This window comes from Anaeromyxobacter dehalogenans 2CP-1, assembly GCF_000022145.1.
Taxonomy (GTDB): domain Bacteria; phylum Myxococcota; class Myxococcia; order Myxococcales; family Anaeromyxobacteraceae; genus Anaeromyxobacter; species Anaeromyxobacter dehalogenans.
Window position 1 is genome coordinate 153,648 of the sequence record NC_011891.1, and the last position, 26,880, is coordinate 180,527.

The 26,880-nt window shown below is 75.8% G+C and carries 28 protein-coding genes; 16 read left to right on the top strand and 12 right to left on the bottom strand.

Translation table 11 applies throughout. The features are described 5' to 3' along the window. Positions 1 to 23 precede the first annotated feature (23 nt). From rplI to ispE, 8 genes are all read right to left on the bottom strand, one after another. Positions 24 to 473, bottom strand: coding sequence for a 50S ribosomal protein L9 (gene rplI / locus A2CP1_RS00675; RefSeq protein ID WP_012524202.1), 450 nt, complete (start codon positions 471 to 473; stop codon positions 24 to 26). 12 nt (positions 474 to 485) lie between these two features. Continuing rightward, positions 486 to 887, bottom strand: coding sequence for a 30S ribosomal protein S18 (gene rpsR, locus A2CP1_RS00680; RefSeq protein WP_012631579.1), 402 nt, complete (start codon positions 885 to 887; stop codon positions 486 to 488). 2 nt (positions 888 to 889) lie between these two features. Continuing rightward, entirely contained in the window at positions 890 to 1,336 is a 447-nt protein-coding gene (gene rpsF / locus A2CP1_RS00685) for a 30S ribosomal protein S6 (protein ID WP_012524204.1), read from the bottom strand. Positions 1,337 to 1,442: 106 nt separating this feature from the next. After that, positions 1,443 to 2,021, bottom strand: coding sequence for an aminoacyl-tRNA hydrolase (gene pth / locus A2CP1_RS00690; protein WP_012631580.1), 579 nt, complete (start codon positions 2,019 to 2,021; stop codon positions 1,443 to 1,445). A gap of 9 nt (positions 2,022 to 2,030) precedes the next feature. Then, positions 2,031 to 2,753, bottom strand: a complete 723-nt coding sequence (locus tag A2CP1_RS00695; protein WP_012631581.1) for a 50S ribosomal protein L25/general stress protein Ctc — start codon at positions 2,751 to 2,753, stop codon at positions 2,031 to 2,033. A 379-nt stretch (positions 2,754 to 3,132) separates the two neighbouring features. Next, on the bottom strand, positions 3,133 to 4,098 hold the full coding sequence (locus A2CP1_RS00700; RefSeq protein WP_012524207.1) for a ribose-phosphate pyrophosphokinase: 966 nt from the start codon (positions 4,096 to 4,098) through the stop codon (positions 3,133 to 3,135). A gap of 147 nt (positions 4,099 to 4,245) precedes the next feature. Continuing rightward, on the bottom strand, positions 4,246 to 4,551 hold the full coding sequence (gene spoVG / locus A2CP1_RS00705) for a septation regulator SpoVG (protein ID WP_012524208.1): 306 nt from the start codon (positions 4,549 to 4,551) through the stop codon (positions 4,246 to 4,248). Further along, a complete protein-coding gene (ispE, locus tag A2CP1_RS00710; RefSeq protein WP_012631582.1) occupies positions 4,491 to 5,432 on the bottom strand; it encodes a 4-(cytidine 5'-diphospho)-2-C-methyl-D-erythritol kinase in 942 nt (313 codons plus the stop codon). The genes spoVG and ispE overlap by 61 nt, the downstream gene beginning before the upstream one ends. 149 nt (positions 5,433 to 5,581) lie before the next feature. Here ispE and A2CP1_RS00715 point away from each other — a divergent pair, with 149 nt between their 5' ends. From A2CP1_RS00715 to A2CP1_RS00775, 13 genes are all read left to right on the top strand, one after another. Next, positions 5,582 to 5,935, top strand: coding sequence for an SH3 domain-containing protein (locus tag A2CP1_RS00715; RefSeq protein ID WP_012631583.1), 354 nt, complete (start codon positions 5,582 to 5,584; stop codon positions 5,933 to 5,935). 161 nt (positions 5,936 to 6,096) lie between these two features. Beyond that, positions 6,097 to 6,444 carry a cupredoxin domain-containing protein gene (locus tag A2CP1_RS00720; protein WP_012524211.1) on the top strand — a complete coding sequence of 116 codons (348 nt, stop codon included), beginning with the start codon at positions 6,097 to 6,099 and terminating at the stop codon, positions 6,442 to 6,444. Between the two features lie 94 nt (positions 6,445 to 6,538). Then, positions 6,539 to 7,354 (top strand): uracil phosphoribosyltransferase, encoded by an 816-nt coding sequence (locus A2CP1_RS00725; protein ID WP_012524212.1) that lies wholly within the window; start codon positions 6,539 to 6,541, stop codon positions 7,352 to 7,354. Further along, positions 7,347 to 7,874, top strand: a complete 528-nt coding sequence (gene hpt / locus A2CP1_RS00730) for a hypoxanthine phosphoribosyltransferase (RefSeq protein WP_012524213.1) — start codon at positions 7,347 to 7,349, stop codon at positions 7,872 to 7,874. The genes A2CP1_RS00725 and hpt overlap by 8 nt, the downstream gene beginning before the upstream one ends. A 59-nt stretch (positions 7,875 to 7,933) precedes the next feature. Continuing rightward, positions 7,934 to 8,740 (top strand): hypothetical protein, encoded by an 807-nt coding sequence (locus A2CP1_RS00735; RefSeq protein WP_012631584.1) that lies wholly within the window; start codon positions 7,934 to 7,936, stop codon positions 8,738 to 8,740. An 89-nt stretch (positions 8,741 to 8,829) separates the two neighbouring features. Next, positions 8,830 to 11,667 (top strand): coiled-coil domain-containing protein, encoded by a 2,838-nt coding sequence (locus tag A2CP1_RS00740; RefSeq protein ID WP_012631585.1) that lies wholly within the window; start codon positions 8,830 to 8,832, stop codon positions 11,665 to 11,667. Between the two features lie 12 nt (positions 11,668 to 11,679). Beyond that, positions 11,680 to 12,213, top strand: coding sequence for a PilZ domain-containing protein (locus A2CP1_RS00745; protein ID WP_012631586.1), 534 nt, complete (start codon positions 11,680 to 11,682; stop codon positions 12,211 to 12,213). Positions 12,214 to 12,263: 50 nt separating this feature from the next. After that, on the top strand, positions 12,264 to 14,444 hold the full coding sequence (locus A2CP1_RS00750) for a glycoside hydrolase family 57 protein (RefSeq protein WP_012631587.1): 2,181 nt from the start codon (positions 12,264 to 12,266) through the stop codon (positions 14,442 to 14,444). 47 nt (positions 14,445 to 14,491) lie between these two features. Continuing rightward, complete coding sequence (locus A2CP1_RS00755; RefSeq protein ID WP_012631588.1) at positions 14,492 to 15,361, top strand: diguanylate cyclase; 870 nt, start codon at positions 14,492 to 14,494, stop codon at positions 15,359 to 15,361. 131 nt (positions 15,362 to 15,492) lie between these two features. Beyond that, positions 15,493 to 16,689: an MFS transporter gene (locus tag A2CP1_RS00760; protein ID WP_012631589.1), complete on the top strand. Its 1,197-nt coding sequence runs from the start codon at positions 15,493 to 15,495 to the stop codon at positions 16,687 to 16,689. 6 nt (positions 16,690 to 16,695) lie between these two features. Continuing rightward, positions 16,696 to 17,697, top strand: coding sequence for a galactose-1-phosphate uridylyltransferase (locus A2CP1_RS00765; protein WP_012631590.1), 1,002 nt, complete (start codon positions 16,696 to 16,698; stop codon positions 17,695 to 17,697). Positions 17,698 to 17,725: 28 nt separating this feature from the next. After that, positions 17,726 to 19,159 (top strand): glycogen synthase GlgA, encoded by a 1,434-nt coding sequence (gene glgA / locus A2CP1_RS00770; RefSeq protein ID WP_012631591.1) that lies wholly within the window; start codon positions 17,726 to 17,728, stop codon positions 19,157 to 19,159. 50 nt (positions 19,160 to 19,209) lie between these two features. After that, entirely contained in the window at positions 19,210 to 19,539 is a 330-nt protein-coding gene (locus A2CP1_RS00775; protein WP_012631592.1) for a hypothetical protein, read from the top strand. Between the two features lie 18 nt (positions 19,540 to 19,557). Here A2CP1_RS00775 and A2CP1_RS00780 read toward each other — a convergent pair whose 3' ends face one another. The 4 genes from A2CP1_RS00780 to A2CP1_RS00795 form a co-directional block, all read right to left on the bottom strand. Then, a complete protein-coding gene (locus tag A2CP1_RS00780) occupies positions 19,558 to 20,799 on the bottom strand; it encodes a metallopeptidase family protein (RefSeq protein WP_012631593.1) in 1,242 nt (413 codons plus the stop codon). 209 nt (positions 20,800 to 21,008) lie between these two features. Further along, entirely contained in the window at positions 21,009 to 21,929 is a 921-nt protein-coding gene (locus tag A2CP1_RS00785; RefSeq protein WP_012631594.1) for an SIR2 family protein, read from the bottom strand. A gap of 57 nt (positions 21,930 to 21,986) precedes the next feature. After that, positions 21,987 to 23,117: a glycine oxidase ThiO gene (thiO, locus tag A2CP1_RS00790; RefSeq protein ID WP_012631595.1), complete on the bottom strand. Its 1,131-nt coding sequence runs from the start codon at positions 23,115 to 23,117 to the stop codon at positions 21,987 to 21,989. A 93-nt stretch (positions 23,118 to 23,210) separates the two neighbouring features. Beyond that, positions 23,211 to 23,822 carry a TetR/AcrR family transcriptional regulator gene (locus A2CP1_RS00795; RefSeq protein WP_232288331.1) on the bottom strand — a complete coding sequence of 204 codons (612 nt, stop codon included), beginning with the start codon at positions 23,820 to 23,822 and terminating at the stop codon, positions 23,211 to 23,213. Between the two features lie 91 nt (positions 23,823 to 23,913). On the opposite strand from A2CP1_RS00795, the gene A2CP1_RS00800 reads away from it, so the two are divergent. Genes A2CP1_RS00800 through A2CP1_RS00810 form a run of 3 tightly spaced genes read left to right on the top strand, consistent with a single transcriptional unit; the run spans position 23,914 to position 26,770 of the window. Beyond that, the gene (locus tag A2CP1_RS00800) at positions 23,914 to 25,170 is read left to right on the top strand and encodes a DNA polymerase IV (RefSeq protein ID WP_012631596.1); all 1,257 of its coding nucleotides are present in this window, start codon (positions 23,914 to 23,916) and stop codon (positions 25,168 to 25,170) included. Positions 25,171 to 25,218: 48 nt separating this feature from the next. Then, positions 25,219 to 26,082, top strand: a complete 864-nt coding sequence (locus A2CP1_RS00805) for a nucleotidyltransferase family protein (RefSeq protein WP_012631597.1) — start codon at positions 25,219 to 25,221, stop codon at positions 26,080 to 26,082. Then, entirely contained in the window at positions 26,015 to 26,770 is a 756-nt protein-coding gene (locus tag A2CP1_RS00810; protein ID WP_012631598.1) for a metallophosphoesterase family protein, read from the top strand. Before A2CP1_RS00805 ends, A2CP1_RS00810 begins: the two co-directional genes overlap by 68 nt. The last annotated feature ends 110 nt before the right edge of the window (positions 26,771 to 26,880 follow it).

Here is a 26,880-nt window from a genome sequence, read left to right on the forward strand (position 1 = left end):
AGCATCGGGATGGCGCCGGGCGGCTACTCCGCCTCGGCCTCGACGGTGACCTTGACCTTGCCGGCCACCTCGGAGTGCAGCTTCACCGGCACCTCGAACTCGCCCACGGTCTTGATGGGCTCGTCGAGGACGATGGAGCGGCGGTCGAGCTGCACGCCGCGCGCGGCGAGCGCCTCGGCCACGTCCAGCGCGGTGACCGACCCGTAGAGCTTGTCCTGCTCGCCCACCTTGCGCTTCAGCGTGACCGGGGTCTCGCTGAGCCGCTTGGCGACCGCCTGGGCCGAGGCCTTCAGCTTCGCGGCCTTGGCGGCGGCGACCGCCTTCTGGTGCTCGAGCTCCTTCACGTTCTTCGGGTTCGCGGTGACCGCGAGCCCGCGCGGCAGGAGGAAGTTCCGCCCGTAGCCGGGCTTCACGTCCACCAGGTCGCCGCCCTTTCCGAGATTCTCGACGTCTTCACGGAGGATGAGCTTCATGGCGGCGCTCCTTTACATCTGCCCCACGGTGTAGGGCAGGATCGCGAGCATGCGGCCGCGCTTGATGGCGGTGGCCACCTCGCGCTGGTGCTTCGCGCAGTTCCCGCTGATGCGGCGGGGGATGATCTTGCCGCGCTCGGTGAGGAAGTACTTCATCTGGCCCTGGTCCTTGTAGTCGACCTTCAGCGCCTTGTCGGCGCAGAACCGGCAGACCTTGCGCCGGCCGAAGCCGCGCCGCCCGCCGCCCTCGTCGCCGCCGCGGTCGTCGCGGTCCCCGCGGTCGCCGCGATCACCGCCGCGGCCGCCGCCGAACCCGCCACCGCCGAAGCCGCCACCGCCGCCGCCGCCGAAGCCGCCGCTGCGAGGACCGCCGAACCCACCCGTCTTCGGACCACCCATGTCAGGACGCGCCATGGCTACTCCTCCTGCCCTTCCGGCGCCTCGGCCTCGAACGGCTCCTCGCCGCCCTCGGGGCGCTCCTCGCGAGGCTTCTGCTCGTCCTCGACGGCCTGGACCTTCACGTCGGCCTCGACCTGGCGGGCGTCGAAGTCCACGCCGTCGGCCAGCTTCACCGACTGGAACTTCGTGACCACGTCGATCATCTTGAGGTTGCGCTCGAGCTCGGTCACGAGCCCGGGCTTGCCGACGTACAGGCAGTGCATGTACAGGGCCTTCGCGTTCTTCGCGACCGGGAAGGCGGTCTTGCGCTTGCCCTGGTTGGTGAACCGGATCACCTTCCCGCCCTGGCGGCTCACCACCCCGCGCAGGCGCTCCTTGATCTCGTCCACCTGCTCGTCCGGCGTCTCGGCCTTGAGCAGGTAGATGGTCTCGTACTCGCGCACGAGCTGCTTCGTCTCTGCCATGTCGCTCCCCTCGGGTTCGGTAGCGGCGGTTCGCCCGCCGCGAGGAGTCGTTCCCGCCAATCCCGGCCCGCCGGCCCCATGCCGGCGCGTCCGGTGCTGCCGTGCTTCAGTCCGCCGCGCGGGAGCGGCGGTTCACCTGGTTCATCGCCCTGGCGGCGCCCAGCTCGACCGCGAGCCGCGTCGCCTCGACCGCCTGCTCGACGCACAGGTCGAGCTCGGCATCCTCGCCCTTCGCGAACTTCCCCAGCACGTAGTCGGCCGGGTCCATCCGCGGCGGCGGGCGGCCCACGCCCACGCGCACGCGCGCGTACTCGGGGCTGCCCACGTGGGCGTTCACGCTCTTCACGCCGTTGTGCCCGCCGTGGCCGCCGCCGACCTTGAGCTGGACGCGATACGGATCCAGCTCCAGGTCGTCGTGCACCACCACGAGGTCGTCGAGCCCCAGCTTCCAGAACCGCAGGGCCGCGCCGACCGCCTCGCCGGAGTGGTTCATGTAGGTCTGGGGCTTCATGATCCAGACCCGCTCCGGCCCGAGGCGGGCCTCGGCGAGCTCCGCCGCGAACTTCTTCGCGGAGAAGCTCGCCCCCGCGAGCTGCGCCAGCCGATCCGCCACCACGAAGCCGACGTTGTGGCGGGTGCGGGCGTATTCCTCGCCGGGGTTGCCGAGGCCGACCACGAGCTTCAAGCGACGCCCTTACTTCTTGGCCTTGTCGCCGCCCTTGGCCTCGCCGCCCTTGGCAGGGGCAGCGCCCGCGGCCGGGGCCGCGCCGCCGGCCGGAGCCGCAGCGCCCGCGGCCGGAGCCGCGCCCTCGGCGGGAGCCGCGCCCGGGACCGCCGCAGCGACCGGCGCCGCGACCTCCTCCTTCTCGGGCACCGCGACGAACACGACCACGTAGTCCGTCTGGAACTTGAACTTGCAGCCCTCGGGCGCCTTCAGCTCCGAGACGTGGAGCGACCGGCCGATCTTGAGCTCGGTGACGTCCACCTCGATGCGCACCGGGATCTTGTTCGGCAGCGCCTCGACCACGATGGCGTGGGTGGCGACCGAGAGGATGCCGCCCTCGGCGACGCCGGCGGCGCGGCCCACGGTGACCACCGGGACGTTCACCTTCACCGGCTGGTCCATGCTCACCTCGAGGAAGTCCGCGTGCAGCAGCTTCCGGGTGACCGGATCGACCGTGTAGTCCTTGAACAGCACGTGCTTCGAGGCGCCGTCCACCTGGAGCTCGAGCAGCGTGTTGAACTTGTGGGGCGTCTCGATGGCCTTCAGCAGCGTGGCCGGGTCGAGCGCGACGTGGGTGGGCTCCCGCTTGCCGCCATAGACGACCGCGGGGATGAGGCCCTGCTGGCGAAGCCGGCGGGCGGGACCCTTGCCCTGCTCGGTGCGCTTCTGGGCGCTGAGGACGTTCTCTGCCATCTTTTCCTCCCAATGGACTCGCGCCTCGCTCCGGAGCGCGCGGGGGGCCGTCGCCGAAAAGCGCATGGGCCCTGGGTGGTTGTCGGAGGCCACTCGCTCGTCGAGGGGCCGTCGGGAACGCGGGGAATTAGCCGAAAACCCCCGCGAGGTCAAGGGTTCTGGATCGCGCCCGGCGCGACCCCCGCAGCTCCGGTCGCGATCGGCCGGGATCGAAGGCCAGCAGGGAGGGGCCCCAGCCGCAGGCTGGGGAGGGGTGCAACCCCTCCCGGCGGGGATCGCTCGCGTGCCCGCGCACGCGGGCGCGAGCGATCACGGGCTCCGCGCAGCAGGAGTGGGGCCCCGACGGCTCCGTCGGCGGGGCGAGGGCGCAGCCCTCGTCCTAGACGAACAGCGAGCTGAGCGAATCGGCCGAGTGGATGCGGCGAATGGCCTCGGCGAGCAGGCCGGCGACCGAGAGCGTCCGGATCTTCGGGCAGGCCGCGGCGGGCGGGGCGAGCTGGATCGAGTCGGTCACCACCACCTCCTCGATCGGGCTCTTCATGATCCGGTCCACCGCCGGGCCGGACAGCACCGCGTGCGTCGCGTACGCGAACACCCGCGTCGCGCCCTTGTCCACGAGCGCGTTCGCCGCCTGGGTGAGCGTGCCGGCGGTGTCGATCATGTCGTCGAGCAGCACCGCCACCTTGCCGTTCACGTCGCCGATCACGTTCATGATCTCGGCGACGTTCGGCTTGGTGCGCCGCTTGTCCACGATGCCGAGGCCCGCGCCGAGCCGCTTCGAGTAGGCGCGCGCCCGCTCGACGCCGCCCGCGTCCGGCGAGACGATGACGAGGTCGTGCGCGCTGCCGTCGAAGCGCTTGCGCATGTGCTCGAGCAGCACCGGCGCGGCGTAGAGGTGGTCGAAGGGCACGTTGAAGAAGCCCTGGATCTGCCCGGCGTGCATGTCCATCGAGACCACGCGCGTCGCCCCGGCGGCCTCGATGAGGTCGGCGATCAGCTTCGCGGTGATGGGCACGCGCGGCGCGACCTTCCGGTCCTGGCGCGCGTAGCCGTAGTAGGGCAGCACCGCGTTGATCGAGCCGGCCGACGCGCGCTTCAGCGCGTCGATCATGATGAGCAGCTCCATCAGGTTGGTGTTCGCGTCCGGCGAGGTGGACTGGATGATGAACGTGTCGAGGCCGCGGACGTTCTCGCCGATCTCGACCTGGATCTCGCCGTCGGAGAAGCGGCCCACGGTGGCGCGGGCCAGCGGGCGCCCGAGCTCCTTCGCGATCGCCTCGGCCAGCGGCCGGTTCGCGTTGCCGCAGAAGACCCGGTAGTCCGGATAGTGACCGTTGCTCGCCATGGCGCCGTGCTCCCTTCAATCCCGCGAAGATGGAAGGCGACGCGCACGCCCGGAGGCTCTCGCCGGACGTCGGGTCGTCGAAAGGGCGCCCTTATACCGGATGGGTCCCACGCCGTCGACCGGGCGCTGCGTGAACCGCATCCGCGGTCAATCCTCGTGGGGGTCCGTGCCCGTGGCACGTGCCGGCGCCGCCCCGCCCTTCTTCAGCTCGCGGTCGTACTCGGCGAGGATGGTGCGCTCCATCTTCTCGCGCGTGTCCGAGTTGAGCGGATGGGCGATGTCCTTGAACGTGCCGTCCTTGCGGCGCTTGGCCGGCATCGCGATGAACAGGCCGGTGTTGCCGTGGATCACCTTCAGGTCGCGGATCACGAAGCAGTGATCCAGCGTGATCGTCACGTAGGCCTTGAGCTTCTCCTCGTTGACCGGGAAGACGCGGACCTCGGTGATCTCCATGGCGATACCCTCGGATGCCGTCGCACCGTCCGCGCAAGGAGGACCTGCACGCCAGCCGCGCCCCCCTTCGCCCTGCCCTGGATCGCTAACGCCGCCCCGCGCGCCGCGCCTCGGCCCGGGAAGATTCCGAAGACGGTCGGCCCGCTGCCGGACATTATAGCGGCCGTCGCCCCCGCCCCCACAAGCAGCCCAAGCAGCGCCTGGAGCGCGGGCTTTCGCGCCACGCAGGGCGCCTGGAGATCGTTCCCCAGCAGGGTCGGACGCCACCGCCCCGGACGGCCCAGACGCCGCGGGGCCTGCGACCCGCTGGCGCGCGCCTCGTCCAGCCAGCGGTAGGCGTCGCCCGCCCGGATCGCGAGCGAAGGATCGGCCGGATACACGAGCACGAGGTCGAGCGGCGGCACCTCGGCGCGGGAGAGCCGCTCGCCGCGCCCCGCCGCCCACGCCGGCCCGGGGCCGAGGAAGAACGGAACGTCCGAGCCGATCTCGAGCGCGAGCGCGGCGAGCGCCGCGCCGTCGCGCACCCGCAGCGCGCGGGCGAGGCAGCGGAGCACCGCCGCCGCGTCGGAGGAGCCCCCGCCCAGCCCGGCGGTCACCGGCGTACGCTTCTCGATCCGGATCGACACCGCGCGATCGACGCCGAAGCGCCGGCGGAACGCCTCGGCGGCGCGCGCCGCCAGGTTCTCCGGGCCGTCCAGCTCCGGCCGGCCCGGCACCGTGCAGCGGACCGGCCCGCGGCGCGGCGACACGCGGACGTCCACGCGATCGCCGAGGTCGAGCGGGACCATCAGCGTGCGGAGGTCGTGGTAGCCGTCCGCGCGGACCGGGCCCACGCGGAGCACGAGGTTCACCTTGGCCGGGGCGAGCGTGACGAGGCGCACGGAGAGGCCTCTACCACGGTCGCGCGCGCCGGTGCGCCGGGCCTGCGCGCGGATGCACGTGTCACGGAGGTGCGCGCGCTTACTCCTTCTCCCCGAGGGCTCGGACCGCCATGCGCGGCCGGCGCGCCTCTTCTCGGAGGAACACCGAAATGAACCCGACGTTCGCCCGCGCGGCCGCCTGTGCCGCGCTGCTCGCCGCGGCCGGTTGCCGCAGCGCCTTCGCTCCCGAGCCCGTGCTCAAGCTCTCCTCGGCGCCCGCCGCCGAGCACCCCGCCACCGTGGTCCAGGCCGCCGAGCTCCGCTCCGGTCCCGACGGGCTCGCCAAGGTGCTCGGGACCGTCGCGGCCGGCACGACGGTGACCGCGTCCGACAAGCCCATCCGCGGCTTCCTGCGCGTGCGCACCGCCGACGGCAAGTCCGGCTACGTGCCGCAGGCGGCGGTCTCCGCCACCGCCGCGGCCAGCGCGCCGGCGTCGGCGCCGACCGGCGCGGCCGCGCCGTAGCGGCGGGCGCGACCCGAGCGCCACGGGCGCGGGGGCGGCCTCGCCTCCGCGCCCGCGACGTTCCGGGCCCCGCGCGCTCCGCGGCGGGAGCGGCCGGGCCGCGCTAGGATGCCTGCGCCCCGCGGCCTCCGCCGCGGCGCGACGCCCGGAGGCGCTCCGCCATGTCCCGCACCGCGATCCTGCCGCTCGCCGCCCTCGCCGCCGTCCTCGCGCTCGCCCCTGCCTGCAAGGGCGACGACGCGAAGGAGCAGGTGGTGAAGATCACCGTCACGAAGAACGGCTACGAGCCCTGGCGCATCGAGGCCAAGGCGGGCCGGCCGCTCACGCTCGTCATGACCCGCGTCACCGACCAGACCTGCGCCACCGAGATCGTGATCCCGGACCTCGGGATGAACGTCCCGCTGCCGCTCAACGAGACGGTGATGGTGCGGGTCGTGCCGCAGAAGACGGGCGAGCTCCGCTTCTCCTGCGGCATGAAGATGTTCCAGGGCGTCATCGACGTGAGGTGAGCCGCCGCCAGGTGCCCCCCGCGCCGGCTCCCCGCGCCCGGGGCGCAAATTTGGCAGGACGCTTCCGGGCCGAGCCGCATTATGCTCCCGGCCCGTGCGAGACCTGAGCTACGACCACGTCCCCTACCGGATGAGCGAGATCGAGCACCGGTACGGCGAGAACGTCCACATCGTCGCGAACCCCTTCCTGCTGGGCGCGCTCGCCACGCTGTGCTCGAAGGAGACCCGCCAGCCGGCCATCAACCGGCTGGTCCGGCTGCTGTACGAGGACCTCATCCGCACCGTGATGAACCACGAGTTCCCGCGGCGCCGGGTGGCGGTCCCCACCCGCATGATCGACAGCTCGCCGCAGGCGATCTTCGAGGGCGAGGTGGTCGACCGGCAGGTGCGCGCGGTGACGGTGAACATCGCCCGCGCCGGCGCGGTCCCGTCGCAGCTCGTCTACGACCTGCTCAACGAGACGCTCGAGCCGTCGCTGGTCCGCCAGGATCACATCATCATGAGCCGGATGCTGGGCGAGAACGAGGAGGTCGTCGGCGCCGGCATCGGCGGGATGAAGATCGGCGGGGACGTGGACGACGCGTTCCTGCTCTTCCCGGACCCGATGGGCGCGACCGGCTCGTCGCTCGCGACCGCCATCGAGACCTACAAGAAGAAGGTGCCGGGGAAGGCGAGGCGGATCGTGAACATCCACCTCATCGTCACCCCCGAGTACCTGCGCAACATGACGAAGGCCCACCCCGACGTGCGGATCTACGCGATCCGGCTCGACCGCGGCCTCTCCCCGCCCGACGTCCTCGCGACCGTCCCCGGCACGCGCTGGGACGAGGAGCGCGGGCTCGACGACCACCAGTACATCGTCCCCGGGGGCGGCGGCTTCGGGGAGATCATGAACAACGCCTATGTCTAGCAGCCGCGCCGGCCTCGACGTGCTCATCTCCGAGGCGGACCTCCGGGCCCGCGTCGCGCAGATGGGCGCCGACATCACCCGCGACTACGCGGGGAAGAACCTCGTCGTCATCGGCGTGCTGAAGGGCAGCTTCATCTTCCTCGCCGACCTGGTGCGCGCGGTCGACCTGCCGCTGTCGGTGGACTTCATCGGCATCAGCTCGTACCAGGGCACCCGCACCACCGGCGTCGTCCAGATCACGAGCGACCTCACCCGGCCCATCGACGGCAAGGACGTGCTGCTCGTCGAGGACATCATCGACACCGGCCTCACCATGCGGTACCTGCTCGAGAACCTCTCGACCCGCAAGCCGGCCAGCGTGCGCATCGCCGCGCTCCTCGAGAAGCCCGCGCGCGCGCAGGTGAAGATCCCCATCGACTACCGCGGCTTCGTCATCGGCGACGAGTTCGTGGTCGGCTACGGGCTCGACTGGGACGGCAAGATGCGGAACCTGCCGTTCATCGGGGTGCCGCGGACCTGAGCCGCGGGCGCGGCGCCGTCGCGCAGCCCCTCTCTCTCGGCAACCGGAGGACCTTCGACATGGCGGACGAGACCCCGCGCGCGCGCGCCGGATCCGGCGTGAAGGCGCTGCTCGCCTGGGTGGCCATCCTGGGCCTCGCCGGCGTGGTGGCGTGGCTCGCCTCCGAGCGGAACGCGCGCACCTGGTACCTGGTGCCGGACGAGGGGCGCCTGGTGGTGATGAAGGGCCTCATGCTGCCCATGGGGCGGCAGGCCTTCTCGACCGACGACCCGGCGCTCGCCGCGGCCTACGCGCCGCTCGTGCCGCCGCCGGGCAAGCCGCTCCCGGCCGAGCGCGCCTTCGAGGAGCGCAGCCTGCTCGACCAGGGGCTGTTCGACCTGCTCGCCGGCTGGGCGCGCGAGGAGGTCGCCACCGGCGACCCGGCCCGGCTCGAGCGCGGCCTCGGCTACCTCGGGCGCGCCGAGCGGCTGGCCGGGATCTCGCCCGCGCAGCGGGACGAGCTCGGCGCCATCCGCGCCGAGTCCGGCTACCACGAGGCGCGGCGGCTGCTGGAGCGCGCCGCCGCCGAGCTGCGCGACGCGGCCGAGAAGCTGCGCGTCACCGCCGGCTCCCGCTCGTCGCGCGCCATGGACGCGCAGCTGCTCCTGAAGCAGCTCGAGCCGGCGGTGGACGCCACGCTCGGCGCGATCCGCACCGCCGCCCGGTCCGAGCCGGCCGCCGCGGAGAAGGGCGCCGGGCCCCCGCCCGCCGCGGGCGAGCCGGCCCCCGCCGCCGCCCCGGAACCGGGCCAGGCGCCGGCCGCGCAGCCGTCCGCCGCGCCCGTCGCACCGGCCGGGCAGCCGCCCCCGCCCGGCGACGGGCGGTAGGGCGGCCGCGCACCTCCGGCGCCGCGTCGGCGGGCAGGGCCCGGGCGCCGCGCGCGGACCGGCCCTCCGCCGGTGTACCATCCGGCGCCATGGCCTCCTTTCACGCCCGGAACGGCACCGGCGAGCTCCTCGCGCGCTACGCGTTCGTCGAGCCCCTCCTCGAGGGGCGACGGATCCTGGAGATCGGCGCGGCGGCCGCCACCGAGGGCGCGACGGCCGCGTTCCTGGCCGAGCGCGGCGCGGCGGAGGTCCTGTCGATCGAGGACGACGGCGCCGCGCTCGCCGCCGCGGTGCGCGGCCCGCACGAGCCGTACGTGCAGTTCCGCGCCGCACGCCCCGAGGACCTGCCCGCCGGCGCGTTCGACGTGGTGCTCCTCGCGGACGGCGCGGCGCTCGCCGCCGAGCCGGCGCGCGCGGCGGCCCTGGCGCGCCTGCTCGCGCCGGGCGGCCGGCTCGTCACCGCGGTGGACGCGGGCGGGCCGGGCCTGGCCGAGCTCGCCGGCGAGCCGCGCCGGGCGGCGCCGCCGGGGTACGAGGCGTTCGTGGGCGCGCTGCTGGGCCGCTTCGCGCAGGTGGAGGTGGCGGCGCAGTCGGCCACGCTGGGCTGGGTGTTCGGCATGGGCGGCGGCGACGAGCCGGAGCTGGCCATGGACGGCTCGCTCGCCGGGACCGCCGAGACCGCCGCGTACGTGGCGGTGTGCGGCGACGCGCCGTGCGGCCTGTCGGGCTTCACGCTGGTGGCGCTGCCGGCGGGGCCGCTCCTCGAGGAGGGCGCGGCCGGCGCGGCGTCCGCCGCGGCCCGGGCGCTCGCCGCGGACGCGCTGCGCGAGCGGGCCGAGGCGCTCGCGGCGCGCGACCTCGCGCTGGGCGAGCGGGACGCGGCCGCCGAGGCGCGGGAGCAGCTCCGCGCCGAGCTGGACGCGGCCGCCGCGGCCGCGCTCGACGCCGCGCGCGCCCGCGACCGCGTGCTCGCCGACGCCGCCGCCGATCGCGACCGCGCCGCCTGCGCCGAGCAGGCGGCCGCGGCAGCCGCCGAGGCGCGGGACGAGGCGCTCGCCGCGCGCGACGGGCTGGCGCGCGAGCTGGAGGCGCTCCGGGCCGGCGTGGACGACCTGCGCCGCTCGCGCCAGGCGGTGGAGGCCGAGGTGGATCGCCTCCGCGCCGGGGCCGAGCTCTCGGCGGCGCGGGCGCGGGAGCTGGAGGCGACGCTCGACGCCGAGCGCGGCGGCGGGGCGGACGCGCGGGCCGAGCTGGAGCGGGCGGAGGGCGTCATCGCGGAGCGCACCCACGAGCTCGCCGAGGCGCGGGCCGCGCTCGCGACGCAGGCCGCGGCGGTGGCGCAGGCGGACGAGGCGCGCGCGCGCGCCGACGCCGCGCTGGCCGAGCGGCGCGAGGCGGCCGCCGAGGCGGAGGCCGCGCTGCAGGCGGCGCGCTCGGAGGCGCAGGCGGCCAAGGCCGCGCTGGAGGCGGCGCTGGAGCGCGCCTCGGTGGGCGAGGCCCGGCTGCCGGAGCTGGAGGAGGCGGTCGAGGCGCGCGCGCACGAGGCGGCGGAGGCGCAGGCGGCGCTGCGCGAGGCGCGCGACCGGATCTCGGCGCTGGAGGCCGAGGCGGAGCGCGGGCGCGAGACGCTGGCCGAGGCCCGCGCGGCGGAGGAGGTGGCGCGCCTCGACGCCGGCTCGGCCCGGGCCGAGGCCGACCGGGCGCTGGTGGACGCCGAGGCGGCGCGGGAGGAGACGGCCCGGCGGGCCGCCGAGCTCCGCACGCTCGAGGCCGCCCGCGCCCAGGTCGCCGCGGAGGCGGACACGCTGCGCGCCGAGGCCGGCGCGGCCCGCGCGCGCGCCGAGCGGCTCGCCGGCGAGGCGGAGGCCGCGCGGGCCCGGGCGGCCGAGCTCGAGGGCGCCGACGCCGCCCGCGACGCCGAGCAGCGCGAGGCGGCCGAGGCGCGGGCCGAGGCGCTCGCCGCGCGCGCCGGGGAGGTGGAGAAGCTCACCGCCGAGCTGGCCGGGGCGTCGGCCGCGGCCGGAGAGGCCGCCGCGCTGCGCGAGGCGCTCGAGGCCCGCGTGGCCGAGCTGGAGGCCCGCCTGGAGAGCGAGGCGGAGCGCGCGGGGCTGGTGGAGGCGCGCGCGGCCGAGGCGCTGGCGCGCCTGGAGAGCCTGGAGGAGGCCGGCGCCGCGCGCGAGGCCGAGCAGACCGCGGCGGTCCGGGCGGTCACGGCGCGCGCCGAGGCCGCGGAGGCGGCCGCGCGCGACGCCGAGGCCCGCGCCGCCGCGGCCGAGGCGCGGCCGGCGGCGCCCGCGCCGGACGCGGGGCTCGAGGCCGAGCTCGCCGCGGCGCGCAGCGCCGCCGACGTGGCCGGCGCGCAGGCGGCGGAGCTCGAGGCCGAGCTGCAGGCGGTCCGTTGGGAGAAGGACGAGATCGAGCAGCGGCTGCAGTCGCTCACCGCCTCGGGCGCGCTGGGCGGCGCCGGCGAGGTGAGCCGGCTGCGGGACGAGCTCGCCGCACGCGCGGGGGACGGCGCGCTGCTGCGCAAGGAGCTCCAGCGCCTCGAGGCGCAGGTGGCCGAGCTGACGGCACGCCCGCTCGCCGCGCCCGCGCCCGCCGAGGAGGCCGAGGCGGTGCGCCGGGCCGCCGCCCACGCCGCAGAGCTGGAGGAGCGCCTGGCGGAGGCGCTCCGCCGCGCCGCGGACGCGGAGGCCGCCGCCGAGGCGGCCCGGGCCGCGCCGGCGCCCATCCCGGCGGTCGCGGCGGGCGAGGCGCTGAAGCGCGTTGCGCAGGAGAAGGACGCGATCGCCGCGCAGGTCGCCGAGCGCGACCAGAAGATCGCGCGGCTGCAGCGCGAGGTGGCCGACAAGACCGAGCGGCTGGGCCGGCTCGCCAAGGAGATGGGCGAGCTGAAGGCGCGCGGCTTCGGCAAGATCTTCCGCTAGGGGTATCGCACCGTGACCGAGCCACGCCGCTACGAGCGCATCGACGTCGAGCTTCCCTGCCGGCTGTACGTGCCGGGCGAGCGCGGCCTCAAGTTCGAGGCCCACTGCACCTCGCGCAACCTCGGCCTGGGCGGCGTGTTCCTCTCCTCGTCGTTCCTGCTGCGCGAGGGGCTGGAGCTGTTCGTGGAGCTGGGGCTGCCGGCCGGGCCGCTCGCGATCCGCGCCCGGGTGGCGCACACCGTCCCGGGCGATCACCCGGAGCTGGAGGGCGGCTTCGGCGTCGAGTTCCTCGACGTGGACGCGGCCGGGCGCGAGACCCTGCTCCGCTACTTCACCCCGCTCCGCTACCACGAGTTCTACCGCGCCTTCGCCGGCGAGTTCCCGCACCTGCGCGACCGCGTGCCGGTGGCCGACGTGGCCCTGCTCCTGAACCTGTGGGAGGAGTGGAAGGCCGTCGGCGAGGGCGGCCCCGCCTTCACCGCGTCGGGCGCGCCGCCCGCGCCGGCGAGGGCCGGCGCGGGGCCGGCGCGGCGCGGAAGGCGCTGAGCACCGGCCGCATTTGCGCGCGGCGCGCCCGCGTTCTACCGTCCCGCCAGATGACGCCCGTCCGCCTCGCGTTCCTCTGGCACATGCACCAGCCCCCCTACCGCGAGCCGGAGACGGGCGCGTACCTCATGCCGTGGGTCCGGCTGCACGCCACCCGCGCCTACCACGACATGGCCTGGATGCTGGAGCGCCATCCGGGCGTGCGCTGCACCGTGAACTTCACCCCGGTGCTGCTCGAGCAGCTCGAGGACTACGCGCAGGGGACCGCGCAGGACCGCCTGCTGGAGCTGAGCGCACGCCCGCCCGCCGATCTCGGCGCCGAGGATCGCCAGCAGATCCTGCGCTCGTTCTTCATGGTCGGCTGGGAGACGAACGTGAAGCCCTTGCCGCGCTACTGGGAGCTGCTCCAGAAGCGCGGGCGGGAGCTGCGCGGGGTGGACCTGGCCCGGCTCGCGCACTCGTTCGGCGACCAGGAGCTGCAGGACCTCCAGGCGCTGTTCAACCTCGCCTGGATGGGCTTCGCGGCGCAGGCCGACGAGCCGGCGGTGCGGGCGCTGCGGGAGAAGGGGCGGGGCTACACCCGCGCCGACGTGGACGCGCTGCTCGAGGTGCAGCGGCGCATCGCGGCGGGCGTCGTGCCGCGCTGGCGCGCGCTGCAGGACCGCGGGCAGGTGGAGCTCTCCACCACGCCGTACTACCACCCCATCCTCCCGCTGCTCTGCGACACCGACGCCGCGCACCGCGCGCTGCCCGGCATCCCGCTCCCCCCGCGCTTCGCCCACCCCGAGGACGCGCGCTGGCACGTGCGCGAGGCGATCGCCGCGCACGCGCGCCGCTTCGGGCGGCCGCCCGCGGGCATGTGGCCGGCCGAGGGCTCGGTCTCGCCGGAGGCGCTCGAGATCCTGGCCTCCGAGGGCGTGGGCTGGGCGGCGAGCGACGAGGGCGTGCTGCTGCAGTCCCTGCCGGCGGCGGCGCCGCGCCTGCGCTCGGTGTACCGGCCCTGGCGCGTCGCGGCCGGCGCGGGGCGCGAGGTCCGGATGCTGTTCCGCGACCGCGCGCTCTCCGACGTCATCGGCTTCACCTACGCGAAGGTCCCGGCGCGGGACGCGGTGGCGGACTTCACCGCGCACGTGCGGGCGGTGGCCGACGCGTGGGCGCGCGACGGGCAGCCCGGCGCGCCGACGCTGGGCGTGTTCCTCGACGGCGAGAACGCCTGGGAGCACTACCCGAGCTCGGGCCACGAGTTCCTCGACCGGCTCTACGACGCGCTGGAGCGCTCCGACCGCGTGCAGACGGTGACGCTGTCCGAGGCGACCGCCGCCGCCGAGGGCCCGCCCATCGCGCGCGTCCACACCGGCTCCTGGATCGAGGCCTCCTTCCGGATCTGGATCGGCCACCGCGAGGACCGCGAGGCGTGGGCGGCGCTGGGCCGGGTCCGCGACGCGCTCGCGCAGGCGGAGGAGCGCGGCGAGGTCCCGGCCGAGCGGCTCGCCCGCGCGCGCCAGCACCTGTACGCCGCCGAGGCGTCGGACTGGTACTGGTGGTACGGCGAGGACTTCACCACCGAGCAGGCGGCGGAGTTCGACGCGCTGTTCCGCGCGCACGTGAACCGGGCGGCGCTGCTCTGCGGCGTGGACCCGCCGCCGGAGACGCAGGCGCCCATCAAGCGCGCCGGCGCGCCGGCCCCGGGCGCGCTCGAGGCGAAGCCGCTCCGCGAGCCGGTGATGCTGCTCACGCCGACCCTGGACGGCCGCGAGACGACCTACTTCGAGTGGCAGGGCGCCGGGCTGTACCGGCCCGGCCAGCACCGCGGCTCGATGTACGGCGGCGCGCAGGCGTTCCACGTGCTCCGCTTCGGCTTCGACCTCGCCGCGCTCTACCTGCGGCTCGATCCGGCCGAGTCCGCGGCGCGCGCCGCCGAGGTCGCGACGCACGTGCGCGTGTCGGTGCGCTCCCGGGACGGTCAGCGCTGGGTGGACTTCCCGCTCGAGCCGGACGGCGCGCCCCGCCCCGGCGCGTGGCGCGGCCAGGCGCTCGGCCGGCTCGCGTTCGCGCAGGTCGCGGAGCTCGAGCTGCCGTTCGCCGCGCTGGGCCTCGCGCCGGGCGACCGGGTCGACCTCGCCGTCCACGCGCTCCGGGGCGAGGTCGAGGTGGAGCGGCTGCCGCGCTACGGCTACCTCGCGCTCACCGTGCCCGACCAGGACTTCGAGCGCATCCACTGGCGGGTGTAGCGCATCGCGCGCCCGGCGCGCGGGGCCCGGTGTAGACTCGCGGTCGCATGGGCGACGACCCCACCCGCGTCCGGACCCCGGAGGAGCGCGCCGCCGCCGCGGCCGGCCACTGCCTCGTGTTCGTGGCGGGGGACGGCGCGCTCGGCCTGCGGGTGCCGCTCGACGGCGAGGTGGTGCTCGGGCGCGATCCGTCCTGCGCGGTGGCGCTGCCCGCCTCCGACGTCTCGCGCCGGCACGCCCGCGTGGTGCCGGACGGCGACGGCCACCTGGTGCTCGACCTCGGCTCCACCAACGGCACCTGGGTGAACGGCCGCGAGGTGGCGGTGCACCGGCTCGCCCCGGGCGACCGGGTGCAGGTGGGCGCGTTCGTGGCGCGCTACCTGCGGGCCGGCGACGCGGAGGAGTCGGAGCTCGCCGCGCTGGCCGACCTGGCGCTGCGCGATCCGCTCACCGGCCTCCCCAACCGCCGCGCCTTCGAGGAGTCGCTCCGCCGCGAGGTGGCGCGGGCGCGGCGCGGCGGCGACCGGCTGGCGGTGGCGGTGCTCGACGTGGATCGCTTCAAGGACGTGAACGACCGGCACGGCCACGCGGCGGGCGACGTCGCGCTCGCCGAGGTGGCGCGCCGGGCATCGGCGGCGCTGCGGGCCGGGGATCTCCTGGCGCGCATCGGCGGCGAGGAGCTCGCCGCCATCCTGCCCGGCGCCGACGTGGCGGCCGCCGCCGAGGTGGCCGAGCGCGTCCGTCGCGCGGTGGGCACGGAGCCGGTGCAGGCGGGCGGGCAGGCGATCCGCGTGACCGTCTCGCTCGGCTGCGCCGAGCTCGCGCCCGACGACGCCGACGGCGCCGACCTGTTCGCACGGGCCGACGGCCACCTGTACCGCGCCAAGCACGCCGGCCGCGATCGCGTGGAGTTCTGATCGGCCGGCGGCGGCGCCCGGGTGCGCCGCCCCGCGATCCCCCGCCCTCACCCGAACGCGCCCGGCGGCGCGCGCCCGGCCCGGCAGGAAAGCCTGCGCCCCGTCCCTGGCCGGGTTATCCTCGCGCCCGCGTGAAGAACCGGTCCGCCCTCGCGATCCTCTTCGTCATCGTCTTCATCGACCTGCTCGGCTTCGGGATGGTCATCCCGGTGATGGCGCTGTACGCCGAGCGGCTCGGCGCGCCGGACGCGCAGATCGGGTGGCTGATGACCGGCTACTCGGCGATGCAGTTCGTCTTCACGCCGATCTGGGGCCGGCTCTCGGATCGCCACGGCCGCCGGCCGCTCCTGCTCCTCTCGATCGTGATGACGGCGGTCGGGTTCCTCGGCTACGCGCTCGCCCCGAGCTTCGCGTGGCTGCTCGTCTCGCGCCTGTTCGCCGGCGCCGCCACCGCCAACATCGCCATCGCGCAGGCGTACATCGCCGACGTCACGCCGCCGGAGGGGCGCGCGCGCGGCATGGGGCTCATCGGCGCGGCGTTCGGGCTCGGCTTCGTGCTCGGGCCGGCCATCGGCGGCCTGCTCTCGGCCATCTCGCTCTCCGCGCCCGGCTACGCGGCGGCGGCGCTCGCGGCGGCGAACGGGGTGGCGGCGTTCTTCGTGCTGCCCGAGCCGGCCGCGCACGTGCAGGCCGAGCGCCGGCCGCACCTCGAGGCGCTGCTCGGCGGCGTGAGCCGGCCCGGGATCCGCCGGCTCATCCTCATCTACTTCATCGCCATCCTCGCGTTCAGCGGGATGGAGGCGACGTTCGCGCTGCTCGCGGTCCACCGCTACGGGCTCGACCAGCGGCAGGTGAGCTACGTGTTCGCGCTCATCGGCGTGGTCGCGACGGTGGTCCAGGGCGGCCTCATCGGCCCGCTCAGCCGCCGCTTCGGCGAGCGGGCGCTGCTCGTGGCCGGGCTGCTCTTGCAGGCGGCCGCGCTCGCGGCGCTGCCCTACGCCGGCTCGGTGGCGGGCCTGCTCGTCGCCACCGTGCCGCTCGCGTTCGGGTCGAGCCTGACCACCCCGTCCCTGACCTCGCTCGTCTCGCGCTCGGCGCGCGCCGAGGACCAGGGCGGCACGCTCGGCATCGGCCAGTCCGCCGCCGCGCTCGGGCGCATCGCCGGCCCCATCTCCGCCACCCACGCCTACAGCCAGCTCTGGTTCGCGGCGCCCTACCTCGGGGGCGCGGCGCTCATGCTCGCCGGCGCCGCGGTGGGCTCGACGCTCCGGCGCCCGCCGCGCCACGAGCCGGTCGAGCCGGGCGCCGCGCCGGCCGAGGAGGGGTAGCGCCGCATGCCGGATCTCCGCCGCGATCCCATCGTCGGCCGCTGGGTGATCATCGCCACCGAGCGCGCCCGCCGTCCCTCCGACATGCAGCGCACCGCCCCCGCGCCGCAGGGCGGCCTGTGCCCGTTCGATCCCGGCAACGAGGGGATGACGCCGCGCGAGGTGTACGTGGCCGGGCGGCCGCCGTCCGCGCCGCCCAACGCGCCGGGCTGGAAGGTGCGGGTGGTGCCGAACCGGTTCCCGGCACTCAAGATCGAGGGCGAGCTGGACCGGCAGGCGGAGGGCATCTACGACCGGATGAACGGGATCGGCGCCCACGAGGTGATCGTCGAGACCCCGGACCACGACCGGGCCATGGAGGACCTCACCCCGGCCGAGCTCACCGAGGTGCTGTTCGCGTTCAAGGCGCGCATCCTCGACCTGCGCAACGACCTCCGCTTCAAGTACATCCTGCTGTTCAAGAACCACGGCCACCTGGCCGGCGCCTCGCTCGAGCACGCGCACTCGCAGCTCATCGCGCTGCCGGTGGTGCCGCGGCAGGTGATCGAGGAGATCGAGGGCGCCCGCCGGCACTTCGACCTGAAGGAGCGCTGCATCTTCTGCGACATCGTCGGGCAGGAGCGGAAGGAGCGGGCGCGGCTGGTCCTCGAGAACGACGAGTTCGTGGTGTTCGCCCCCTGGGCCCCGCGGAGCCCGTTCGAGACCTGGATCATGCCGAAGCGCCACCAGTCGAACTACGAGGCCGAGCCCAAGGAGCGGCTGGCGCTGTGCGCCGAGGCGCTGGGCAGCACGCTGCGCCGCCTGGGCGGGGCGCTCGGCAAGCCCGCCTACAACTTCATGGTCCACTCCAACCCGCTCCGCGACGCCCAGAGCCCGAGCTACCACTGGCACATCGAGGTGATGCCGGCGCTCACGCAGGTGGCCGGGTTCGAGTGGGGCTCCGGGTTCCACATCAACCCGGTCCCGCCCGAGGAAGCGGCGGAGTTCCTGCGCAAGGTGCCCGGCTAGCGGCGCCGGAAGGTCCATACTGACGTCGATGCAGATCCTGTTCGTCGCCTCGGAGGTCGGCCCGTGGTCGAAGACGGGCGGGCTCGGGGACGTGGCCGGCGCGTTGCCGCAGGCGCTCGCCGAGCGGGGCAACGAGGTGGCGGTGGTGACGCCGCGCCACGGGTCGATCGACCCGCACGCGGCCGGGCTCCAGCCCGTGCGGACGGCGCTCCACGTGCGGGGCGAGCCGGTGGCGCTCTGGGTGAAGCGGGGGCCGGCGCCGGTCTACTTCGTGGAGCACCCGCACCTGTTCGGCAGCCGCCGCGGCCTGTACGGCGAGGGCGGGCGCGACCACGGCGACAACGCCGAGCGCTTCGCGTTCCTGACCCGGGCCGCGCTGGCCCTGCCCGCCGCGCTCGGGCTCCGCCCCCGCATCCTGCACCTGAATGACTGGCAGTGCGGCCTCGGGCCCTGGCTGCTGCGCCACGAGCACGCGCGCGACCCGGCGCTCGCCGGCGCCCGGACGGTGTTCACCATCCACAACCTCGCCTACCAGGGGCTGTTCCCGAAGCAGGTGCTGCCCGCGCTGGGCCTCCCGTGGGAGGTGTTCCGCTGGGAGGCGATGGAGTTCTTCGACCAGCTCTCCTTCATGAAGGCCGGGCTCGCGTTCGCCGACGCGCTCACCACCGTCTCGCCCACCTACGCGCGCGAGATCCTCACGCCGGAGGGCGGCGCCAGCCTCGACGCGCTGCTCCGGCACCGCGCCCGGGACCTGCACGGCATCCTGAACGGCATCGACGTGCACGCCTGGGACCCGGCCCGCGACCCGCACCTGCCCGCGCACTTCGGCGCCGGCGACCTCACCGGCAAGGCGGCGTGCAAGGCCGCGCTCCAGCGCGAGGTGGGGTTGCCGGTGCGGCCCGAGGTCCCGGTGGCGGGCCTGGTGACCCGGCTCGCCGAGCAGAAGGGGATCGACCTCGTGGCGGCGGCGCTGCCGGCGCTGCTCGCCCGCGACGTGCAGGTGGTGCTGCTCGGGAGCGGCGACGCGGCCTACGAGCAGGCGTTCGCGCGCGCCGCGCGCGAGCACCCCGACCGCGTGGCCGCGCGCATCGGGTTCGACGAGGGGCTGGCGCACCGGATCGAGGCGGGCGCGGACCTGTTCCTCATGCCCTCGCGGTTCGAGCCGTGCGGCCTGAACCAGATGTACTCGCTGCGCTACGGCACCGTCCCGGTGGTGCGGGCGGTGGGCGGCCTCGCCGACACGGTCGAGGACTTCGACGGCTTCGCCCGCGGCACCGGCTTCCGCTTCTCCGAGTACACGCCGCAGGCGCTCCTCACCGCGACGCGCCGCGCGCTGGACGTGTTCCGCGACCGGCGCGCCTGGCGCGGGCTGGTGGAGCGCGGCATGGCCGAGGACAACAGCTGGGAGCGGAGCGCGGCGAGGTACGAGGCGCTCTACCGGACGCTCGCGCCGGGGCGCTGACCGGCCCGACGCGCCTTCCCGGCGACCCGCGCGGTGCGCAGCGTGCGGTCATGGCCACCGCACCCCACGACGACCCCGAGCCGACCGCCCGCCCGACCGACCGGCTGCCGCGCGAGCTGCTCGAGGAAGAGGACGAGAAGCTCGTGCCCGCGAGCAACGTGGGCGGTGCGGCCCCCACCGCGCTCGGCGCCGACTCCGGGGGCGACCTGCCCGGCTCGGAGGACGACCTCGCCAACATGTCCGAGCCTGAGCCGCCCGAGCCGCCGGAGGTGGGGGCGGTGCACGTCCGCCGCGGCGCCGCGGGCGAGGAGGAGGGCGAAGGCGGCGAGGCCGGCGACGACGAGGAGGCCGGGCCCGGCGCGCCGCGGACGCGGCACTGACGCGGCCTGCGCCGCGACCTACTCGAGGCCGCGGTCGCGCAGCTCGTCGTCCGACTCGCCGTGCAGGTGCCCGAGCTCGTGCAGGAGCGTCACGCGCACCTGCTCGGTGAGCTCGGCCCGGTCGCGCGCGAAGCGGAGCAGGTTCTTGCGGTAGAACACGATGCTCCGGCAGCGGGGCCCGTCGGCCTCGGTGCAGGCCTCGTCGGCGGGCGGGCCGCGGTACAGCCCGAGGATCGACGGCGAGAGCGGCGGCTCGACCGCGGTGAGGTCCTCGGTGTCGGGCAGGTCCTGGATCTCCACCGGCGCGAGCTTCAGCGCCTCGCGCTCGGCCGCGGGGAGCGCCGCCACCGCGGCCTCCACCTCGGCCCGGAACGCGCCCGCGTCCACCGCCAGCTCGTCGCGGAAGTCGTCCGGCGCGAGCGTGCGCGCCCGCGCCAGGAGCGCCGCGGCGCGCCGGCCGTCGCCGCTGCGCTCGGCGACCAGGCCGAGCTGGTGGATGGCCCACGCGTCGTCGGGCGCGATCGCCAGCGCGCGCTCGAAGGCCCGGCGCGCCTCGCCGAAGCGGCACAGCTCGAACAGGGCCACGCCGCGCTCGTAGAGCGCGTCCGGGTCCCTGGGCCGGGCCGCCAGCGCGCGCTCGAGGTGCGCGAGCGCCAGGTGGCTGCGCCCCAGGTCGTTCTCGGCCATCCCGGCGACCAGCTCGAGCCGCGCGGCGAGGTCCTTGTCCTTGCGCGGGGGGCGGGTGGCGCTGCGCGCGCCGCGCACCGCGTACTCGAGGCCGGCCTCGAGCGCGTCGCGGGCGGCGCCCAGCCGGCGGACGTGCAGCTCGGCCGCGCCGAGCAGCGCCTCCGGCTCGTCCGGATCCACCGCCAGCGCGCGCGCGAAGGCGAGGCGCGCCTCGTCGAGCCGGTCGAGCGCGGCGAGCGCGGCGCCGCGCGCGGTGAGCGCCGGCACCATCCGCGGCGCGAGCCGCAGCGCCTCGTCGGCGCAGGCGAGCGCGCGCTCCCGGGCGCCCGCGTCCAGCGCCGCGACCGCCTCCTCGGCGAGCGCGCTCGGGGCCGCGAACGGCTCGCCGGGCAGGCACGCCTCGGGGCGAGCGCGCGACCCGCGGGCGGGCGGCGGGACGTAGCGGGCCGGGGTGATCGTCCCGCGCGCGACATGGTTCGCCTGCGGCGCCGCCGGGGCGGGCGCAGGAGCGGTGGAGGGGGTGCAGGCCGCAGCGAGCAGGAGGACCGCCGCACGGCGGAACGGCAGAGACATCGCCGCGAGCTTGCCACAGCCCTCGGGGGCGCGCCAGCCGGGGTCCCGCGCCGCGAGCGCCCGCGCGGCCGGCCGAGGGCAGAGGGCGCAGGCGGCGCCCGACGGCGCCTGCGGGGCACCGCGCTGCCCGCTCCGGGGGGGGCGTCAGGGCGCGTGAGCCGATCCCCGCCCGCCGCCGCGGCGACGGGCGGGGACGGGGTGGCGTGCGCTCATCGCGGGAACGGGCCCAGCGCCGCCTCGCACCGGTCGGCGAGCGCGCCCAGGAACGCGAGCAGCTCCGGCGGGTGGACCGGGTCCGAGGCCCGCAGGTCCACCCGGGCGATGCGGTCGAGCTCGAAGGTGGCGAGGTCGAGGTCGGTGGAGGTCCCGAGCTCCAGGAACCAGGCCACCGGGAGCACCTCCAGGTCGCGCAGCTTGGTCCAGATCCAGCGCAGGTTCGGGTCGTTGAAGCCGTAGCCGACGAGCAGCAGCTCGCGGCCGACCGCGTCGGAGCAGAAGCGCAGGTCGATCGCGTTCGCGGCCAGGCTGGCGCGCCGCTGGAAGTCGGTCTCGCTCACCACCAGCGTGGCGGGCCGGTCGAGCGTGCCGTGCAGCTTGTAGACGGGGAACCGCGAGACGAAGCGGCCGCCGGCGGGGTCGAGCCGCCAGCGCTGCAGGTCGTCCGCCGCCGCCACCACCTGGCAGGCGCGGCCCGCCCAGGCGAAGGTCCGCTCCAGCAGGTCGTCGAAGTTGGTGGTGTAGAGCGCGGGCACGAACGCGGCGAGCCGGACCAGCAGCCGGTGCAGCGGCAGGGCCGCCGGATCGATGCGCGAGGTATCGAACAGCCCCGCGAGCCGCTCCACCAGCCGCGCCTCGCCGCAGAGCGCGCGGTGCGCCTCCGGGACGCGGAGCAGCGTCTCCAGCGCCACCGGGTCGTCCGGCCCCGGCGGCGAGAAGCGCGCCGGCGCGTCCGGCAGCCGCTCGCGGAGCACCGGCACGAGGTCGCGCGCCAGCGCCACGACGGCCTCGCGCCAGGACGGCAGCCCGGCCCAGCGCGAGGCGCCCGCGCCCACCAGCAGGAGGAGCTGGCCCTGCGCGAGCCGGTCGAAGAGGTGGTCCTGCACCTCCCGGATGTCCGGCGCGCCGCGCATGGGCCGGTGAAAACCTGCGGCCCGGCGCGGCCGCGGGCAAGCCGGGGGAGCCCGCGCCTACCTGCGGCCCGCCGCCTGCGGCCGGCCCGCCCCGAGGCGCGCCGGCGAGAACGGCGCGAGGTCCACCGGCGGCGGCGTCCCGAGCACGGCCGCCGCCACCGCGTCGGCGGTGACCGGCGCGAGCAGGATGCCGTTCCGCGTGTGGCCGGTGGCGTAGTACAGGCCGGGCACGGTCCCGGCGCCGAGGATGGGCGAGCCGTCCGGGCTGGCGGGGCGGAAGTTGGACCAGGTCTCGACCACCGGCGCGGCCGCCAGCGCGGGCGCGATCTCGAGCGCGATGTCGAGGACGCGCCGCAGCCCGCCCGCGGTCACCGCCTTCTCGTGCCCGACCTCCTCCATGGTGGAGCCGCACAGGATCCGCCCGTCGGCGCGCGGCACCACGTAGCCGTTGGCCGAGAACACCACGCGCGAGAGGAGCGGCGGCCGGGTGTCGAGGAGCGCGATCTGCCCGCGCACCGGGCGCACCGCGCCGGGCGGCAGCCCGTTCCCCTCCACCTGCATGCTCCAGCTCCCCGCGGCGAGCACCACCGCGTCCGCCTCGATGCGCCCGGCGTCGTGGTCCACGCCCACCGCCCGCCCGCCCGCGTGGACGATCCGCTCCACCTTGCCGGTGACGAAGCGGGCCCCGGCGCGCGCCGCCGCCACGTACACGGCCCGGCCCAGCAGCCGCGGGTCCACCGAGGCCTCGTCGGCGAAGTACAGCGCGCCGCGCGTCTCCGGCGACACGCCCGGCTCGAGCCGGCGCACCTCGGCGTCGTCCAGCACCTCCACCGCCAGCCCGGCCTTGTGGAGCTTCTCGGCGCGCCCGGCGAGGAGCCGGGCCTCCGGATCGTCCACCGCGATCTCGAGCGTCCCGCCGCCGCGGAGGCCGACCCACATGCCGCTCGCGGCCTCGACCTCGCGCGCGAACGCCGGGTAGCGCGCCAGCGAGGCGGCGCAGAGCGCGTAGAACGGGCCCGGCTCGAGCGCCTCCACGCCGGGCGAGAGGATGCCGCCGGCCGCGTAGGACGCCTCGGCGCCCGGCACCGCCCGCTCCAGCACCACCACCTGCTTGCCGGCCTGCGCGAGGCGCAGCGCCACCGAGGCGCCCTGCAGCCCGGCGCCCACCACCACCACGTCCGTCTTCATGGTGCGCGAGCCTACGCCCGCCCCGGCGCGCCGGAAAGGCTCGCGTGCCCCCGCCGGGACGGCGGGCCGGGCGCGCAGACGGGCGGCGGGCGCTCAGCCGCGCGGGCCGGCGCGCGGGGCGAGCCCGTTCGCGAGCACGTGCAGCACGTGCGCGCGCCAGGCCTCGGGCGCGAGCTGCTGGCCGACCATCGGCAGCATCGCCTCCCGCGAGGACGCCACCAGCGCGGCGAGGCCGCCCACGGTCACGACGGCGAGCACCGGATCGACGCCGCCGTCGGTGCCCTCCGCGATCACCGCCGCCGCCCGCCGGAGCGGGTCGAGCAGCGCCGGCTCGGCGGTGGTGAGCTGGGACAGGTAGGGGGCGCCGTCCAGGTACTCGCGCACCAGGATCTGCGCGCCCATCGCGTCGTGCATCATGGCGTCGAGGTAGGCGGCGATGACCGCCTCCGGACCGCCCGAGCCGTTCTCGACGAAGCGCGACAGCTCGTTCGCCGCCGAGAGCCACACCGCCCGCAGGATGTCGAGGTAGAGGGCCCGCTTGGAGGCCCAGTGGCGATAGATGAGCGCCACGTTGCAGGACGCACCGCGTGCGATCCCCTGCACGCGGGCACCGTGGTACCCCCGCTTCGAGAACTCGGCCCTGGCCGCGTCCCAGATCCGCTCCGCGATCCCGGCCCGCGGAGGACCGATACGGCGGGTAGCCACCGATCCGTCCATGCAAGCCGCTACTTACCGGGCCACTTGATCAGGATCAAGTGGCGCGGCGTCCCCGTTGGGCACGGCAGGGGGTTGTCCTATGTACAGGGCGATGGATCCGGGGCCCCGCACCATCCTCCACCTCGACCTCGACGCGTTCTACGCGTCGGTGGAGCAGCTCGACCACCCCGAGCTGCGCGGCCGGCCGGTGATCGTGGGGGGGACCGGCAACCGAGGGGTGGTGTGCGCGGCGAGCTACGAGGCGCGGAAGTTCGGCGTCCGCTCGGCGCTGCCCACGGCCCGGGCCCGCCGGCTCTGCCCGGACGGCGTGTTCCTCCCGCCCCGGTTCGGCCGCTACTCGGAGCTGTCGCGGCGGGTGTTCGACGTCTACCGGCGCTACACGCCGCTGGTGGAGCCGCTCTCGCTCGACGAGGCGTTCCTCGACGTCAGCGCCAGCCGGGCGCTGCACGGCACCGGGCCGGAGATCGCGCGGGCCATCAAGGTGGCGGTCCGGGGCGAGTGCGGCCTGGCGGTGTCGGCCGGCGTGGCCGAGGTGAAGATGGCGGCCAAGATCGCCACCGACCTCGGCAAGCCGGACGGGCTGGTGGTGGTGCCGGCGGGCGGCGTGGCGGCGTTCCTGGCGCCCTTGCCGGTGGGGCGGCTGTGGGGCGTGGGCGAGGTGACCGAGGCCACGCTCCGGCGCATCGGCGTCGCCACCATCGGCGACCTCGCCCGCATGCCGGAGTCGGCGCTCGCCGCGGCGCTCGGGCCCAACCACGCGCGCGGGCTGCGCGCGCTCGCGCGAGGCGAGGACGCGCGCGAGGTGGTGCCGGACGAGGAGGCGAAGTCGGTCGGGGCCGAGGACACCTTCGACCACGACCTGCTCGGCCGCACGGCGCTCGAGCGCGAGCTGCTCGCGCAGGCGGGCACGGTGGGGCGGCGGCTCCGCGCGGCCGGGCTCGCCGGCCACGTGGTGACGCTCAAGGTGAAGTACGCCGACTTCACGCTGGTGACGCGCCGGGTGACGCTCGAGCGGGCCACCGACGACGACCGCGCCATCTTCGAGGCGGCGCGCGCGCAGCTCGAGCGCGTGGACCTGCGCCGGCCGGTGCGCCTCACCGGCATCTCGGTGTCCGGCTTCGCCGGGGACGAGGAGCGCGGGCAGCTCGGACTCTTCGGTGGGGCGCCCGCTCCCCCGCCGCCCGAGGCGTCCCGGCGCAAGGCGCTCAACGCGGCGCTCGACGCGCTGGCGGGCCGCTTCGGGGAGGGCGCGGTGACGCGGGCCGACCTGGCCGGCCGGCCGCCCCGGCGGCGCCACGGGGATCCCGGGGACGGCGGCGAGGATCCCGACCGGTGAGGGAGCCGCGGTTTGCCCCGTGGCGCGCGGCGCCGCAGGTTGACGGGCATGGCCGCAGCCATACGTCCGGGCGAGGACCTCGCCATCCGGGAGCGGAGCCAGGGGGAGCTCGACGCGCGGGCGACCGCGCTGCGGGCGCTCGCCGGCTCGGGCGTCCCCTTCCTGGTGGCCGGGGCGTACGCGTTCTTCGAGTACACCGGCATCTTCCGGGACACGAAGGACCTCGACCTGTTCCTGCGGGAGAAGGACCTCGAGGCCGCCTTCCGCGTGCTCGAGGAGGCGGGCTTCCGCACCGAGCTCACCGACGCGGGCTGGATCGGCAAGGCCTGGCAGGGCGAGTGGTTCGTGGACCTCATCTTCTCGTCGGGCAACGGCGTGGCGGTGGTGGACGACCTCTGGTTCACTCACGCGCGGCCGGGGCGGGTGATGGACGTGGAGGTGCTGCTCGCGCCGCCCGAGGAGATCATCTGGTCGAAGAGCTTCGTGCTCGAGCGCGAGCGCTACGACGGCGCCGACGTGAACCACCTGCTGCACGTCTGCGGCCCCGGCATGGACTGGGACCGGCTGCTCCAGCGGTTCGACCGGTACTGGGAGGTGCTGTTCTCGCACCTGCTGCTGTTCCAGTTCGCGTACCCGGGGGCGCGCTCCACCGTGCCGGACTGGGTGACCGAGGAGCTGGTGGGCCGCACGCTCGAGAACCTGCGCTCCGGCGACCACCCGGTGGCGATGTGCCGGGGGAGCCTCATGTCTCGCGTGCAGTACCAGCACGACGTGGACCGGCTCGGGCTCCACGACGGGCGCCGCTGGGACGAGGCGGAGCGGGGGCCGGCGGGGAGGGCGGGACATGGCGGAGCAGCAGGCACCGACGCAGCAGCAGGCGGAGCGGACGTTTCGCCTGGCGGCGGCGGCTGACCTGCACTGCCGCTCCGACCAGCACGGCCGGTTCCGCGAGCTGGTGCGGATGGTGAACGGCGAGGCCGAGGGGCTGGTCCTCGCCGGCGACCTCACCGACCACGGCACGCTCGACGAGGCGAAGACGCTCGCGGAGGTGCTCTCGCAGCTCCGCGTCCCCTGCGCCGCGGTGCTCGGGAACCACGACTACGAGGGCGGCGTGGTGCGCGACATCTGCCGGGTGCTGACCGAGGCCAAGGTCACCCTGCTCGACGGGGACCACGCCGTGTTCGACCGCCGCCTCGGCATCGCCGGCGTGAAGGGGTTCGGGGGCGGCTTCGAGCGCGGGATGCTGCAGGCGTTCGGCGAGCCGGCCATCAAGGCGTTCGTGCAGGAGGCGGTGAACGAGGCGCTGAAGCTCGAGGCCGCGCTCGCGCAGCTCGAGATCCAGAAGAAGGTGGTGATCATGCACTACGCCCCGGTGTTCGAGACCACCGAGGGCGAGGACCTGCAGCTCCGGCCGTTCCTCGGCTCGAGCCGCCTCATCGGGCCGTGCGAGGCGTTCGGGGCGCGGGCCGTCTTCCACGGTCACTCGCACCACGGCACGCTGGAGGCGCGCACGCCGAAGGGCGTGCCGGTCTACAACGTCGCCATGCCGCTGCTGCGCAAGCTGATGGACGACCGGCGCTTCCGCGTGTTCGAGCTGTAGCCCTTCGACTCCGGCGCGCTCATCAGGGTGACCCTTCGACTCCGGCGGGCCTGCGGCCCGCCTACGCTCAGGGAGAGCGGAGATCGATGGCGCTCATCCCGAGCGTAGCG